This is a genomic window from Salipaludibacillus sp. CUR1 (assembly GCF_021028955.1).
Taxonomy (GTDB): Bacteria; Bacillota; Bacilli; order Bacillales; family Salisediminibacteriaceae; genus Salipaludibacillus.
Window position 1 is genome coordinate 100,303 of the sequence record NZ_JAIWPE010000069.1, and the last position, 14,553, is coordinate 114,855.

The 14,553-nt window shown below is 42.6% G+C and carries 12 protein-coding genes; 7 read left to right on the forward strand and 5 right to left on the reverse strand.

Going from position 1 to position 14,553, the window contains the following annotated elements; genetic code table 11:
* Positions 1-66: 66 nt before the first annotated feature.
* The 3 genes from K8O68_RS14725 (at position 67) to K8O68_RS14735 (ending at position 3,854) form a co-directional block, all read left to right on the forward strand.
* Positions 67-957, forward strand: coding sequence for an NAD-dependent epimerase/dehydratase family protein (locus K8O68_RS14725; RefSeq protein ID WP_230897617.1), 891 nt, complete (start codon positions 67-69; stop codon positions 955-957).
* A gap of 212 nt (positions 958-1,169) precedes the next feature.
* Complete coding sequence (locus K8O68_RS14730) at positions 1,170-2,867, forward strand: glycoside hydrolase family 13 protein (RefSeq protein WP_230897618.1); 1,698 nt, start codon at positions 1,170-1,172, stop codon at positions 2,865-2,867.
* A 33-nt stretch (positions 2,868-2,900) separates the two neighbouring features.
* Complete coding sequence (locus K8O68_RS14735) at positions 2,901-3,854, forward strand: aldo/keto reductase family protein (protein WP_230897619.1); 954 nt, start codon at positions 2,901-2,903, stop codon at positions 3,852-3,854.
* A 492-nt stretch (positions 3,855-4,346) separates the two neighbouring features.
* On the opposite strand, the gene cydS is transcribed toward K8O68_RS14735, so the two are convergent.
* Genes cydS through K8O68_RS14750 form a run of 3 tightly spaced genes read right to left on the reverse strand, consistent with a single transcriptional unit; the run spans position 4,347 to position 6,910 of the window.
* Positions 4,347-4,505: a cytochrome bd oxidase small subunit CydS family protein gene (gene cydS / locus K8O68_RS14740; RefSeq protein WP_230897620.1), complete on the reverse strand. Its 159-nt coding sequence runs from the start codon at positions 4,503-4,505 to the stop codon at positions 4,347-4,349.
* Between the two features lie 22 nt (positions 4,506-4,527).
* Positions 4,528-5,541, reverse strand: a complete 1,014-nt coding sequence (locus K8O68_RS14745; protein ID WP_230897621.1) for a cytochrome d ubiquinol oxidase subunit II — start codon at positions 5,539-5,541, stop codon at positions 4,528-4,530.
* A gap of 22 nt (positions 5,542-5,563) precedes the next feature.
* On the reverse strand, positions 5,564-6,910 hold the full coding sequence (locus K8O68_RS14750) for a cytochrome ubiquinol oxidase subunit I (RefSeq protein WP_230897622.1): 1,347 nt from the start codon (positions 6,908-6,910) through the stop codon (positions 5,564-5,566).
* Between the two features lie 320 nt (positions 6,911-7,230).
* Here K8O68_RS14750 and K8O68_RS14755 point away from each other — a divergent pair, with 320 nt between their 5' ends.
* From K8O68_RS14755 to K8O68_RS14765, 3 genes are all read left to right on the forward strand, one after another.
* Positions 7,231-7,842, forward strand: a complete 612-nt coding sequence (locus K8O68_RS14755) for a response regulator transcription factor (protein ID WP_230897623.1) — start codon at positions 7,231-7,233, stop codon at positions 7,840-7,842.
* A gap of 580 nt (positions 7,843-8,422) precedes the next feature.
* Positions 8,423-10,189, forward strand: a complete 1,767-nt coding sequence (locus K8O68_RS14760) for an ABC transporter ATP-binding protein (RefSeq protein ID WP_230897624.1) — start codon at positions 8,423-8,425, stop codon at positions 10,187-10,189.
* A complete protein-coding gene (locus K8O68_RS14765; protein WP_230897625.1) occupies positions 10,186-12,201 on the forward strand; it encodes an ABC transporter ATP-binding protein in 2,016 nt (671 codons plus the stop codon). The genes K8O68_RS14760 and K8O68_RS14765 overlap by 4 nt, the downstream gene beginning before the upstream one ends.
* Before the next feature lie 235 nt (positions 12,202-12,436).
* Here K8O68_RS14765 and K8O68_RS14770 read toward each other — a convergent pair whose 3' ends face one another.
* Entirely contained in the window at positions 12,437-13,075 is a 639-nt protein-coding gene (locus K8O68_RS14770) for an NAD(P)-dependent oxidoreductase (RefSeq protein WP_230897626.1), read from the reverse strand.
* A gap of 183 nt (positions 13,076-13,258) precedes the next feature.
* Between K8O68_RS14770 and K8O68_RS14775 the strand changes: the two genes are divergently transcribed.
* Positions 13,259-13,987, forward strand: coding sequence for an urease accessory protein UreH domain-containing protein (locus K8O68_RS14775; RefSeq protein WP_230897627.1), 729 nt, complete (start codon positions 13,259-13,261; stop codon positions 13,985-13,987).
* A gap of 6 nt (positions 13,988-13,993) precedes the next feature.
* Here K8O68_RS14775 and K8O68_RS14780 read toward each other — a convergent pair whose 3' ends face one another.
* Complete coding sequence (locus tag K8O68_RS14780) at positions 13,994-14,545, reverse strand: transcription repressor NadR (protein ID WP_230897628.1); 552 nt, start codon at positions 14,543-14,545, stop codon at positions 13,994-13,996.
* Between the last annotated feature and the right edge of the window lie 8 nt (positions 14,546-14,553).

A 14,553-nucleotide genomic window follows, 5' to 3' on the forward strand; every position in this document is an offset into this window, starting at 1 on the left:
TTCACTCCTGTTATACTAAAATAGACCAGTAAGAATTGTCTGACTACTAATGATCGGAGTGATAAAATGAGAAAAATACTTGTTTTAGGCGGAACAAAGTTTTTTGGAAAAAGGCTGGTTCATAAACTATTAAACAATGGAGATGAAGTAGCTGTAGCTACAAGGGGAGAAACACCGCACCCGTTTGGGGAACGGGTTCATCATATCAAGGTGGACAGATTTGACCGCGGGTCAATGGAAAAAGCGTTTCAGGATGGAGAATGGGACGTCATTTATGATCAAATCTGCTTTTCCCCGGATGATGCTCTGGATGCCTGTGAAATTTTTGAAGGGAGAACAGACCGGTATGTATTAACCTCAACCTTATCTGTTTATGAGTTTAATGAAAAACCAGAAAAAAGTGAAACAGATTTTGACCCTTATTCCTATGAATGGCGTTCAGGGAGAAAAGAGCAATTTGATTACGGTGAAGGGAAACGCCAGGCTGAAGCAGTTTTTTTCCAGAAAGCAAAGTTTCCGGTAGCATCACCGCGCCCGCCAGTAGTCTTTGGTGCGGATGATTATACTGAAAGACTTCATTACCATGCGCGGAAAGTATTAGCCGGGCAAAGAATCGGAATGGATCATCCGGAAGCAGCCGTATCATTTGCAGACTCAGACGATTTAGCAGAATTTCTTTACTGGACGGGCTTTCAGGAATTTACAGGACCGGTAAATTCGTCTTCGCCGGATCAGATTACACTCGGCAAAATGATTGAATTAATCGAAACAGCGTCAGAAAAGAAAGCAGTTATAGAGCCAACCAGCAGCGGGGCAGAAAGTTCACCTTTAAATTTTCCGGTTTCTGTTTATCAGGATGTCTCTATAGCCGAAGCAAATGGCTACAGCTTTAAACCCCTTTCTGAATGGTTTGAGCCGCTTGTCCGGCAGATTGTAAAGGAAGAATCTAAAAACTAGTTTCAGATAATAGGCCTCGCCTTTGTAGGTGAGGTTCTTTCTTATACGTTTTTTCTATGAAGTATTGTTCTGCTAATTTCCTATGACAGGTACAAAATGTTCACACTTTTTACGTAAACGTTTACTTTACGGAAGCGTTCAGGTATGGGAGAATAAGAGCTATAAAGGCATACATAGGACGTTACTTAACAACTTAAAATGGAGGCGTTTTCATGAAAAGGCAATGGTGGAAAGAGGCAGTAGTTTACCAGGTTTATCCGAGAAGCTTTAATGACTCTAACGGAGACGGTATTGGCGATCTGCAAGGAATCATTGAAAAAGCTGATTATTTACAGGAGTTAGGTGTGGATGTGATATGGCTGTCTCCAGTTTACAAGTCTCCTAACGATGATAATGGGTATGACATCAGCGATTATCAGCAAATTATGGACGAATTCGGCACAATGGACGATTGGGATGAACTGCTCGATGCTCTGCATGACAGAGGAATCAAACTGATTATGGATCTTGTGGTCAATCATACTTCCGATGAACATCCGTGGTTCGTGGAATCAAGGCAATCGAAAGATAATCCATACAGGGATTATTACATTTGGAGAGATCCTAAACCAGATGGAAGTGAACCAAATAACTGGGTGTCTTTCTTCAGCGGCTCAGCCTGGGAATACGACGACCGGACAAACCAGTATTTTCTCCATTTGTTTACAAAACGCCAGCCGGATCTGAACTGGGAAAACACTGAAGTGAGAAACGATGTATATAAAATGATGACATGGTGGCTTGACAGGGGGGTTGACGGATTCCGGATGGATGTCATAAATAATATTTCCAAGTCTCCTGGGCTGCCGGATGCCTCAGTCAAGGACCCGGACTCCGACTATCAATTTGCTGCTGAACATTTTGCAAATGGACCGAGACTGATGGAGTTTTTAGGGGAAATGAAAGAGCGTGTTTTAAAACATTATGATATTATGACTGTCGGTGAAACAGCATTTTTGCCTATCGACTCTGCTCGAAAGATGACAGATGAAAACGATGGATTTTTAAATATGGTCTTTCAGTTCGAACATATGGCAGTGGATGCCCAGCCAGGCACGCATGCAGGGAAATGGGAGACGCGGCAGTGGGAACTGCCGGAATTGAAACGTATTATGACAAAGTGGGATAAAGAAATGGAAGGCGGAGGGTGGAACAGCCTGTATTTTAATAATCATGACCAGCCGCGCCAAGTATCAAGGTTTGGAGATGATAAGCAATACCATAAACCTTCTGCGAAGCTGTTAGCGACTTACCTTCATACGATGAGAGGGACGCCGTATATTTACCAGGGAGAAGAACTCGGAATGACGAATGTCCGCTTTCCTTCAATAGAGGATTACCGTGATGTGGAGATTCACAATATGTATAAAGAATATACGAAAGAGCGGGGCTTTTCACATGAAGAAGTAATGAAGAAAATATGGACCACCGGTCGTGACAATGCGAGAACTCCTGTGCAATGGGATGATTCAGAAAACGGAGGGTTCACGACAGGTACACCATGGATCAAAGTGAATCCTAATTACAGGGAAATTAATGCAAAACAGCAAATGTCCGATCCGGATTCTATCTTTAACTATTACAAACGATTAATCGAACTTCGTAAGCAGGAAGATGTGATCGTTTATGGCTCTTATGAGTTGTACATGGCAGACCACGAAGAACTTTATGTTTATACGAGGTCTGTAAACGGAGAAAAGTTGTTAGTTATTTTAAATTTCTTTGCAGGGGAGCCGGCATTCCAGTTACCTGAAGACATTGTGTTTAACCATAAAACATTGCTTATCAGTAACTATGAGGTGAAAGATAGTGAAAATATTTCCAGCTTCACGCTTCGGCCATATGAAGCACGTGTTTACAAATTGAACTAACTATTATGCTTGTTGAAGTGAAGGAGGATTAAAATGAATTATCGTCGATTGGGAAAGTCAGGCTTAAAAGTGAGTGAAATCAGCCTGGGAAGCTGGCTGACATACGGAGACAGCGTTGAAAGGGACGGGGCTGTAAAAACCATTGATTTTGCTTATGAAGCAGGAGTGAACTTTTTTGATACAGCCAATGTCTATAACCGGGGAGAAGCAGAAAAAGTAGTTGGTGAAGCTTTAAGAAAATATCCAAGAGAATCGTATGTGCTCGCCACCAAGGTTTTTGGGCCCATGGGAGAAGGGCCGAATGATAAAGGGCTGTCCAGGAAACATATATTTGAACAGCTGCATGCGAGCTTGAAGAGGTTAAGACTCGACTATGTGGATATCTATTATTGTCACCGGTATGACCCTGAAACGCCGGTGGAAGAGACGCTCAAAGCTATTGATGACCTCATCCGCCAAGGTAAAATACTTTATGCCGGGGTCAGTGAATGGTCAGCGGCACAACTCGAAGAGGCTGTGAGAGTTGCTGACCGGAATCTTCTCGACCGGATTATTGTCAATCAGCCGGTCTATAATATGCTGAACAGGTATATAGAAAAAGAGGTCATACCAGTCGGTGAGAAGCACGGCATTGGACAAGTTGTTTTTTCACCTCTGGCCCAGGGGGTACTAACTGGAAAATATAGAAAAGGCGGAAAAATACCTGAAGGCAGCAGAGCTTCAAATCCGGAACAAAAAAAGTTTATTGACCGCTTCCTGACAGATGAAAAACTGGATAAAGTCGAGAAACTGAGCGGGATAGCGGCTGATTATAATATTAAATTGTCACAGCTTGCTCTGGCCTGGATTCTCAGACAGGAAAATATAGCAAGCGCCCTTATTGGTGCAAGCCGGCCTGAACAAGTGGAAGAAAACATAAGAGCGATTGATATTAATTTAACAAATGAGACACTTGAAGATATCAGCAATATTTTGTCAGAGGATTAACCAAAAAGAGGCCGGGACATAACTAAATTAAATCCAGTATAACCGAACAATGAATTCACAATAGACCATAAGTTGAGATGAGGTTCATAAATGCACTCGCTTGCCGCAGGCATCTCTTCAGCTCCTCGGCAAAAGCGCCTGCGGGATCTTCAGAAGATGCTTTTCCTGCAGGCGTCTCGTGATTTTTGAACCTCATCATTTTTTAACTTTTTTTGATTGAAGGACAGAAGGCGGCGACGCCACAGGGATTAAGCGCAGTCTGAAGATCCAATTCAACGAAGCTTTAGGCTGAGTTGAATTTAGCTGAAGACAAGCCCCTGGGCAAGCGTCCGCCTGGCGGCCTGAAATCACTGCCTTTATTCTTAGTTCCTCTTCTTTTGCAGTAAAAGCGAAAAGCCGAACAAAAATCATAAGATTTGTTCGGCTTTCTTTATGGTTACTATTCTTTTGTCCCGGCCTCTTATTTCTTTTCTGAAAAGGGTGAAGGAAAGGTCAGTTGTCCCGCTGACTGTTTCCCTTTCGGGTGTTGTTTTCCTCTTCAGCAATAAATGAAGGAGGGTTTCCTTTAGCGCCCCACCAGAACAGACCTATAATTGTGACAATAACCATTGCCGGCGGGGCTACCATAATCAAAAACCAGTTCAGATCCATAAGATTACCTCCTTAACTTCAGTTATTTTTTACCTTCAATATAATCGGCATCGAATAAGAACAGTTTCATCAATAAATATAATGAAGGGATGAGCATCGCAAGACCGCCAATAAATGCCACAATGAGAGCAATCGCCATCGTTTCATTTGTAAATCCGTCATAAATGGTTAAATACGGATACAGCAAGTAAGGAAGGTGTGATGCACCGTAGCCGAAGAAAGCCAGGAAATACTGAAGCATCACCATAATAAAGGCTATCCCGTATGCTCTTTTCTGCCAGATTAAATAAGTGGCTGCGGCAAACGCTGCTAGTGACAGGGCGAAAACCCACCAGATATCTACCATGTTCTGAAAATGTTCGGCGTTTCTTTGGCTTAACAATAAAAAGACAACGACCCCCATTCCTATAGAGGGAAATGACCAAATAAGAGCGTACTTTCTAAGCAAGGCCAGTGCGTTGCTGTCTTTTGCCCTTGAGGCGTAATAAGTTAAGAAAGAGGCTGAGATAAACAAGACACTGACAATCGCCAGAATAACCACGCCCCAGGAATAAAGGCTTCCAAACAATTCTCCGTAAAGAAGCTCAACATTCCCGTTTTCATAGGAAATGTACCCGCCTTCGGAGATAGTTAAAACAGTCGTTAAGGATGCAGGGATTAAAAGCCCCGTCGCTCCGTATAAAAAGGTGTACACTTTGCTTTCATGTGCCCCATACGTGGCAAAGGCATAGTAGGAGCCCCGAATCGCAAGCAAAATTATCGCCACACTCCCTGGGATTAACAATGCCGTCCCGTAATAAAAGGCGGTGGCAGGGAAGAAGCCTACAATACCTATAAAGAAGAATACGAGAAACACGTTTGTAACTTCCCATACGGGCGATAAATACCGCTGAATGATGTCGTGAATAATATGGTTTTTATTGGTGCGTTTCGTGTAATAACTATAGAATCCGGCGCCGAAATCAACCGACGCCACTATTAAATAGCCGTAAAGAAATATCCACAGTACTGTAATTCCAATTACTTCATAAGTCAATTTAAATCACCTTCTCTCTTTATTAGGCTGTAGGCTGGCTGATTCCGCGCTCTTCCAGTTCGTGTTCCACTGGGTTTCCTTTAAACATTTTCCTTAACACCACGGCGCACGTTACTCCAAGAACCAAATATAAGAGCGAGAACAGGATCAGCATTAAACCGACATGCGGAGAAGTAGTCGCTCCTTCCGCTGTAGTCATTAAACCTCTTAATATCCAAGGCTGGCGGCCGACTTCTGTAAAGACCCATCCGGACTGGATTGCCAGCATCGACAGAGGCCCGCCTGCTACTATCATCCACGCAAGAGGTCTGTTAAACGGGTTCCAGCCTTTCTTACGGCTTAATACTACGAATAAAATTGAAACTGCCGCCAGGAACATGCCGATAAAGACCATAAGGTCAAAGAAATAATGAATCCATAAAGGCGGAAGCACTTCGGGATCGAACTCATTCAGACCTTTCACTTCAGTGTCGGGAGTCCCCCCCGAGAGAATACTAAGGGCATATGGAATTTCCAATGCATACTTAACCTCGTTATCTTCAGTTAAAATACCGCCCAGAATGAGAGGCGCTTCTGATTCGGTTTCAAAATGCCATTCAGCAGCTGCTAATTTTTCAGGCTGGTATTCGTGGAGATACTTCCCTGAAAAATCTCCTACTAACGCTGTCCCAATTGCAAAAATAGCTGCCGAAACCATTGTCAGATGAAGGGCTTTCTTGTGATACACATGCTTGTTTCCTCTGATGAGGTGGATCGCTGCAATAGCCCCTAAAATAAAAGCAGATGTTAAATAAGATGCCAGGATCACATGGGATACTTTTGTCGGTGTAGCCGGGTTAAACATAGCTGCAAGCGGATTGACATCTGTTAATACGCCGTTTACAAATTCAAATCCCTGCGGCACATTCATAAACGCATTTACGGTGGTAATAAAGAAAGCACTCGCGGTAGCACCGAGGGCTACTGGTATAATAAGTAAAAAGTGTTTCATCTTGCTTTTAAACCGGTCCCAGGTATATAAGTATATTCCAAGGAAAATAGCTTCAAAGAAAAAAGCGAATACTTCCATAAACATAGGAAGGCCGATCGTGTGGCCGGCGGCCTGCATAAAATTAGGCCACAGCAGACTGAGCTGAAGACCGATAGCTGTACCGGTGACCACCCCTACAGCCACTGTCACAACAAAGCCGCGGGCCCACCGTCTTGCAAGGAGTGTATAATGAGGGTCATTCCGTTTAATTCCAATCCATTCAGCAATGGCGATCATTAACGGAATTCCGACACCTATGGTGGCAAAGATAGCATGGAAACCAAGGGTAACATAGGTCAAAATTCGGCTTAATAAGACCGGATCGTTTTCAAAAAACATAGATGACATTCCTTTCTTTGTATATGTGTGAGAGAGCAAAGGGATCTAAAGCTAAAATAAGTACGCCCACTCTTTACCCTTTATTGATAATTTTATGTGTTATTTTGTTCGTCGTTTAACACTGTTTAAATAGTAATAAATATTACAGCTTTCGTTGATAGGTGTTTTCCCTTATATTATTGTGAATTTGTGAGCGTTTTTTGAACGGGGAGTGATTTAATTGTGAAGTGTGTGTTTAATCCGTTCAAGCTTGAATAAGCCGCGTGAAGATGCTAAGTTAACAGCATAAATACATACTTATATGTACAGGAGGATGAGACATGAGGGTTTTGACAGCAATGAAGCATGAACTTCTCCGGTATGGACTGATCCAGCTGATTAAAGATGTTCATCCAATCGAATCAATGGTGATGAGCGAATCTGCTGAAGAGCTTGTCTACGCTTTAAAACAGTATGCATTCGATTTAATTGTCATTGATGTCCGTCTGGCAGGGCCAGGCGGGTTAAGAAATATTGTGTCGCTTCTCGAAACCCAGGCTCCCGGGTGCAAAAAAGTATTTATGTATACAGAACCAGTCAGGGAACTGGAAGACATGTTAGAGACAAATAAGCTGGATGGTCTTTTTTATGAACAATCCTCCTTAAATGAGTTAATGGTCTTTTTTGAAAAAGTGATCAGCGGGGAAAAAAGTATACTGAAAGTGTTCGGTGATGAAAACATCCACGGAGAAGAAATTCCAAGTGATTTATCACCCAGGGAAGAAGAAATATTTACGCTGAAAGTCCGCGGGTACTCTGTCCTCGACTCGGCTAAACTTTTAAATATTTCTGTAAAAACAGTAGAAAACCACCGCCGCAATATTAAGAAAAAATTAAACATAAAAAAGAACCATGAATGGTATGAATGGGGAAAAAGATTAGGCAACATATAAATTGGAAAACTGTATTGACTGGGGGCTTTCCCCCGGTGTAAGATAAAAAATGAAAGTTATCTAAAAATTTCGAAAGGAGGAGAGCAGCATGAAAAAGAGAGTAATGGACATTCATCTAACTGAATACGAATGGCTTGTCCATGCTGCGGCTGACCGGTCTCCTTCTTAAAAAACGGCAGATCTGTTAACAGAAGTTTTTTAGCTGTTCACATGGATAGGAAAACCATGTGTTTTTTTATGACCTAAAACTGTAAAAAAATGTAATTAATGCATGGGATTAACTAATCTCATGCTTTTTTTATTACTAATCAAACCCTGGTAGACGTAATTATTAAAATAGAACTTTTTGAGTTGCCTGCCATCCGGGAGACTCCTTGACATTTAAGCGCAGGCATCTCTCCTCTTTTTAACCGCGTCTATTTATCACAGGTGTTAACGGCTTTGTCCGTTCACATAAAATTTATTTTGGAGGGATGAACATGCTGCAAGTGAGAATGGTTAGAAGAATTAGAAAAACAGAGGAGGAAACGACAGGCGGAGGTTAGTTTACTGAGTTAAATTGAATAGGAAGTGACAATCTATGTTTTCAGTATTAAAGAAATTGACTTGGTTTTTTAAAAAGCATAAAAAGCGCTACATCACAGCAATCGGGTTGTTAATTTTCGCAAGTTTTTTAGAGGTCCTCCCGCCGAGGCTGATTGGTCTCGTTATTGATGACGTACACCAGGGGAGGTTGACAGAAGAGAGTCTGAGAAATTACATTCTCCTGTTTATGGTTCTTATGGCGGTAATCTATGTCATTACGTTCACGTGGATGCGCCAGCTTTTTGGAGGGGCCTTCATTATTGAAAGAACGATGAGATCAAGATATATGAACCATTTAATGAAAATGACACCGACCTTTTACGAGAAAAATAAAACAGGGGACTTAATGGCTAAAGCTACCAATGACTTAAAAGCGATTTCCCTCACGACAGGGTTTGGGGTATTAACGCTCGTGGATGCCACCGTGTTTTTGATTATTATCTTATTTATGATGGGTTTCCTTGTCAGCTGGAAGCTCACTATTGCCGCCTTTTTACCTTTGCCTCTTATGGCATGGCTTATGAAAAAATACGGAAAAATAATCCATGAACGCTTCATGGGAGCGCAGGAAGCCTTTGGTGATCTTAACGATCAAGTGCTGGAATCCATCTCAGGGATAAGAGTTATCAGAGCATTTGTGAAGGAAAAAGATGATCAGAACCGGTTTAATAATAAGACACAGGATGTGCTGGATAAAAATATTAAAGTAGCAAAAATTGACGCGCTTTTTGAACCGACGATAAAAATATTAGTCGGTATGAGCTATATGATTGGACTCGGTTACGGGGCGTTTCTCGTTTTCAGAAATGAAATTACTCTCGGCCAGCTTGTCTCATTTAACATTTATTTAGGAATGCTTATCTGGCCGATGTTTGCTTTTGGTGAATTAATGAATGTGATGCAGCGCGGAAATGCATCAATGGATCGTTTAAATGAGACATTAAGCTATACAGAAGACGTGATAAGCGAAGGGCAGGGACTGAGAGAATTGGTTCCTGAATCTATAGATATTAAGAATCTCTCCTTTCACTATCCTTCGTCCGGCGGGGAAGTGCTTAAAAATATAAATGTGCACATTCCGAAAGGATATAATGTAGGCATTACAGGAAAGACAGGGAGCGGAAAAACAACCTTATTTAAACAGTTGCTCAGGGAGTACCCGATTGAAAAAAACCAGTTATTCGTTTCGGGTGTACCTATAGAAAAAATTGCATTAAGGGAATTGAAAAAATGGATCGGATATGTCCCGCAGGACCAATTTTTGTTTTCAAAGACCATCAGGGAAAACATCCTCTTCGGAAATCCGCAGGCTGACGGGGACGCCCTTCAGAGGGTCATGGACCAGGCATCCATTACTGCAGATATAGAAACGTTTGCACATGGCCTTGAGACCCTGGTTGGTGAAAAAGGCGTCTCACTGTCCGGAGGGCAAAAGCAGAGAATTGCGATTGCACGGGCGTTAATTAAAGATCCTGAACTGCTGCTGCTTGATGATGCTTTATCTGCAGTGGATGCTAAGACCGAATCGGTTATTGTTAAAAATATTCGTTCTGAAAGAGCTGGTAAAACGACATTTATTGCTGCCCACCGGATGTCGGCTGTCAGGCATGCCGATCTCATCCTTGTTATGGACCACGGCAGAGTCGCTGAAGCAGGAACACACGAAGACCTGATAGAATTAAAAGGCTGGTACGCTGAACAATATGCAAAACAGCAATCCGCCAATGCAGAGACAGAAGAAGAGGAGGTGCCTGCCTCATGAAAGATGCAGATAAAAGGCTCATAAAATACGCCGTTCAATTCAAACGAACGATTTTACTGGCGCTCTTCTTTCTGGCGATTGCTGCTGCTGCGGAATTAACGGGGCCGTTCATTGCAAAAACGATGATTGATAATCATATTATCGGTATTGAACAGCCTTGGGTGGAAGTGGAGGAAGGAGATGTCAGCTATAATGGCAGGGAGTTTGTTCGGTCCGACCGTATGGAAACAGACTGGCCGGCGGATCGGGAAGTTAACCTGCTTCAAGTGGGCCTTACCTATTATTTTATTGACAGTCCTGTAGAAATTGCCGGAGAGCGAAACTATGAAAATGGCGAAATGACTATTACAAGAGGGGACGATTCGGCAGTCTATGAGGCTGTTCCTATGACACAGGCAGAAATTTATTCATTTTTCCAGCAGGAAATACCGTATTTGCTGCTGTTAATGGGAGGTTACCTTCTTCTGATTTTAATTTCCTCAGTGTTCCATTACTATCAAAGTTTCTGGCTGCAGACATCTGCCAACAGGATTATCAAGAAAATGAGAGAAGACGTTTTTGCGAAAGTCCATGAACTGCCGGTTCAGTACTTCGACAGTATGCCGACAGGGAAGATTGTTTCAAGAATTACTAATGACACTGAGGCGATCAGAGAGCTTTATGTCCGTGTATTAGCTACCTTCTTTACAAGTCTGGTTTATATGGCGGGTATCTTTACAGCCCTGTTTATACTCGACTCCAGGCTGGCCTTGGCTACTTTGACGATCATTCCTGTATTGATTGTCTGGATGATTTTATACCGCCAGTATGCCGGAAAATATAATAGCGTTATCCGTGAAAAGCTAAGCGATATTAATGGAAAAATAAACGAGAACATTCAAGGCATGCCGCTCATTCAGGCATTTGGCCGGGAAAAAGAAATTACCTGCGAGTTTGAAAAACTGAATCAGGAACACTTTAAATATAACAATAAACTTCTTACGTTAAATGCCATGACGTCTTTTAATTTATTGAATTTTTTTAGAAATGCGGGGTTTGTTGCATTAATCTGGTATTTCGGCGGTGGCTCTATAGGTGTGGGGATGGTTTTCAGCCTTGGAGTCGTCTACGCTTTTGTAGACTATATAAACCGGCTTTTTGAACCGTTGAACGGCATTGTCAATCAGCTCGCCCAACTGGAAGAAGCGAGAATTGCCGGAGAGCGGGTATTTAATTTAATGGATGAAACAGGAATACCATTAACAGAAGAAAGGCGGCCCCGTTTTAAAGGAGGGGTAGAGTTTAAAGATGTCTCTTTTGCTTATGAGAAAGATCAGTATGTCCTGAAAAATATTTCTTTTTCGGCCAGTCAAGGTGAGACCACGGCTTTTGTGGGGCATACGGGCTCCGGTAAGAGTTCAATTATGAATATTCTTTTCCGGTTCTATGATCACCAGTCAGGTAAAATTACAGTGGATGGTGTTGACATTCATTCAATGACAAAGCAGGAATTAAGGGAACATATGGCTATTGTGCTTCAGGACCCTTTCCTGTTTACAGGCACCATTGCCTCAAATGTGAGTATGAACGACACTTCTATTTCACGCGGGCAAATCACAGACGCTCTACGCAAGGTAGGGGCAGGAGATATGATTGACTCGCTGCCTGGTGGAATTGATGAAGAAGTAAAAGAGAAAGGAAGTACGTTATCCGCTGGCCAACGCCAATTGATATCATTTGCGAGGGCACTCGTGTTTAATCCGCCTATATTGATATTGGATGAAGCCACAGCTAATATTGACACTGAAACAGAAGAAGTTATTCAAAAAGCACTTGAAGTGGTAAAAGAAGGCCGAACCACGTTTGTGATTGCCCACCGTCTGTCAACAATCAGGCAGGCCAATCAGATTATGGTCTTAAACCGCGGGGAAATAGTCGAGCGGGGAAGCCATGATGAACTGATGGACGTGAAGGGGCGTTATTACAACATGTACCAGCTCCAAAAAGGGGCCATAAGAGAATCGGCAGGTTAAAAGTGAGGGAAGAGGCTGGGACAAAAGAATAGTAATCATAAAGAAAGCCGAATAAAATTTTCGAATTTTGTTCGGCTGTTCTTTTTGAGAAAAAGGTGATTTCAGTCCGCCAGTCGGACGCTTGCCCAGACAGACCAAATCCCGCTATCCTGCCCACGAGGCCAGTCCGCACCCATACTCGCAATGAGGCTCATCCAACCCTCAAACGCCTGTTAACTGCCTTGAGGGTTTCCCCCTATTCGGCCTCGCCAATACCGATCCGATGCCCTGTAAATGAGTCATTAAACATTTGAGTATAAGAAAACTTAGCCGTATTTCCGACCGAAATTTTTCTGACCTTTTCCGGAAGTCGATTCAATTCATATATTACATTTCCAGTGGCTTCACCGTCTGGCAAATAAGTAGGGCAGAATATTATCCAGTCCAGCGTACTTTTTTCCAAAGACTTATAAACAGCAAGGTGTTCTTCAGCCGCAGCTGTGCTTTTCCGCTTGGATTCGCTTGATTGAAAGCGGTAAAGGGCGGGAGCAGAACGGGCTTGCAGTATTCCTGCAGTGCCAATGGATATGAACCTGTTAACGCCGTGTTTATTCATGGCGTTTATAATATGAGGGACTCCCTTGGAAAGGGTAGATGATTTATCAGTAGATAAGGCACTGAACACGAGATCATAGCCGCCCGCCATCACCTCGTCCACATCTGACTTGTTTAATACGTCCCCTTGGTGGATTTTTAACATTCTGTTTTCGGAAAGGCTTTGTGGCAGCCGATCAGCTGAACGGACGAAAGCTGTAACCTCATGTCCATCTGCCAAAGCCAATTTTAAAACGTCTTTTCCTACTCTTCCAGTTGCACCAAATAAAACGAGCCGCATATAAATTCTCCTTTTAAGTCCATTCTGATAAACTATTAAAGACGTTATCTTGCCTGTTTCGGTTTCCAACGGATTTTATAGCTATTGAGAAACCTTGCAAAAAGTTCACATTTATATCCTATCATACAGATTGGAATATGCTAAAATCACATTGAATGATACCTCCCGGAAGGAGTGTCCTCCATGTTTGAATTTATAGAAGGAATCAGCCAGTTTCTGCGGGAGCCGTTTATGAATGCTGCAAACAGCATGGAGTCCATACCGCTGCTGTTTGCTTTGCTGCTTGGATTAGTCGGTGCCTTAGCCCCCTGCCAGTTTTCGGGGAACATAAGTGCCATTACTTTATACGGTACGAATTCACTGAAAGAAGGTATTTCCTGGTCAGACACCTTTTTCTATGTCTTTGGAAAAATCGTTGCTTTTTCAGGGTTAGGTTTGATTGTCTTTCTGCTTGGACAGGAATTCCAGCAGCAATTGCCGTTATTTTTTGAGCCGATGAGAAAAATACTGGGACCAGTCCTTATCCTTATTGGTATTTATATGCTTGGCGTTTTTACGATGCGCTGGAATCTGCAGTTGTGGAAACCGTCCGGCAATAAAAAACGGAAAGGCAAATGGGGAGCTTTTATGCTTGGTTTCAGTTTTTCCCTGGGCTTTTGTCCAACGATGTTTATCCTGTTCTTCGTCTTATTAATGCCCCTGACTTTAGCAACAGGGTATGGCGCTGTCCTGCCGAGTCTATTTGCAATTGGAACTTCCATCCCGTTTCTGTTTGTTATTTTTGCCATCTGGTACTTGGGTTTAAGCGGTAAGGTCATGAAAAAAGGCCGTAGGATCGGCCTTTATGTTCAAAGGACAGCTGGCACGTTTATGATTGCGATTGGGATATTGGATATCCTTACTTTCTGGTAAGCTGGGCTAATGGCGGGGTTCGCCCGTTAATAAAAAGCCTGCTTCGTTTAATGCATCCACCGCATCATCTAAATCTTTTTCTGAATTTGCTTCAATTGTATGCAAGTGCACCCCGCCGGTCAGCTCAGATAAGTAGCTGGCCTTTGTTCGTTCCATCTTTTTCAGAAATTGGTAGACTTCTTTCCGGTTGCTTACCATAATACTGGCTGTTATATCTCCGTAAATCGGGTGTTCAACTTTCACGTCATTTACCCGTACACCTTGATCCACGAGCAGAAGCAGCTCTTCCTCTGTTTGTTCCGGGCCATGGTAACAAGCGACAATCCGCTTTATTCCTTCTCCAGTGTCATTATTTTCGGTAAGAATGTACCCTTGGCTTGTTGCCATCACAGGGTAATTTTTGGCTTTTAATAATGAAATATCCTGGACAATGACTTGCCGGCTGACATTCATGCGGTCAGCGAGTTCACCTCCGGTTATAGGTGTGCCTGTATTTTTCAGGAGTGTAAGTATTTCATTTCGGCGCTCATCTCCAAGCCATTTTCTATTTTTCAACATAGCAATTC

Excerpts from the sequence above, each read along its gene's own strand:
- K8O68_RS14725 (WP_230897617.1), top strand. The coding sequence starts at position 67 with ATGAGAAAAATACTTGTTTTAGGCGGAACAAAGTTTTTTGGAAAAAGG.
- K8O68_RS14730 (WP_230897618.1), top strand. The coding sequence starts at position 1,170 with ATGAAAAGGCAATGGTGGAAAGAGGCAGTAGTTTACCAGGTTTATCCG.
- K8O68_RS14735 (WP_230897619.1), top strand. The coding sequence starts at position 2,901 with ATGAATTATCGTCGATTGGGAAAGTCAGGCTTAAAAGTGAGTGAAATC.
- cydS (WP_230897620.1), bottom strand. The coding sequence starts at position 4,505 with ATGGATCTGAACTGGTTTTTGATTATGGTAGCCCCGCCGGCAATGGTT.
- K8O68_RS14750 (WP_230897622.1), bottom strand. The coding sequence starts at position 6,910 with ATGTTTTTTGAAAACGATCCGGTCTTATTAAGCCGAATTTTGACCTAT.
- K8O68_RS14755 (WP_230897623.1), top strand. The coding sequence starts at position 7,231 with ATGAGGGTTTTGACAGCAATGAAGCATGAACTTCTCCGGTATGGACTG.
- K8O68_RS14760 (WP_230897624.1), top strand. The coding sequence starts at position 8,423 with ATGTTTTCAGTATTAAAGAAATTGACTTGGTTTTTTAAAAAGCATAAA.
- K8O68_RS14765 (WP_230897625.1), top strand. The coding sequence starts at position 10,186 with ATGAAAGATGCAGATAAAAGGCTCATAAAATACGCCGTTCAATTCAAA.
- K8O68_RS14770 (WP_230897626.1), bottom strand. The coding sequence starts at position 13,075 with ATGCGGCTCGTTTTATTTGGTGCAACTGGAAGAGTAGGAAAAGACGTT.
- K8O68_RS14775 (WP_230897627.1), top strand. The coding sequence starts at position 13,259 with ATGTTTGAATTTATAGAAGGAATCAGCCAGTTTCTGCGGGAGCCGTTT.
- K8O68_RS14780 (WP_230897628.1), bottom strand. The coding sequence starts at position 14,545 with ATGTTGAAAAATAGAAAATGGCTTGGAGATGAGCGCCGAAATGAAATA.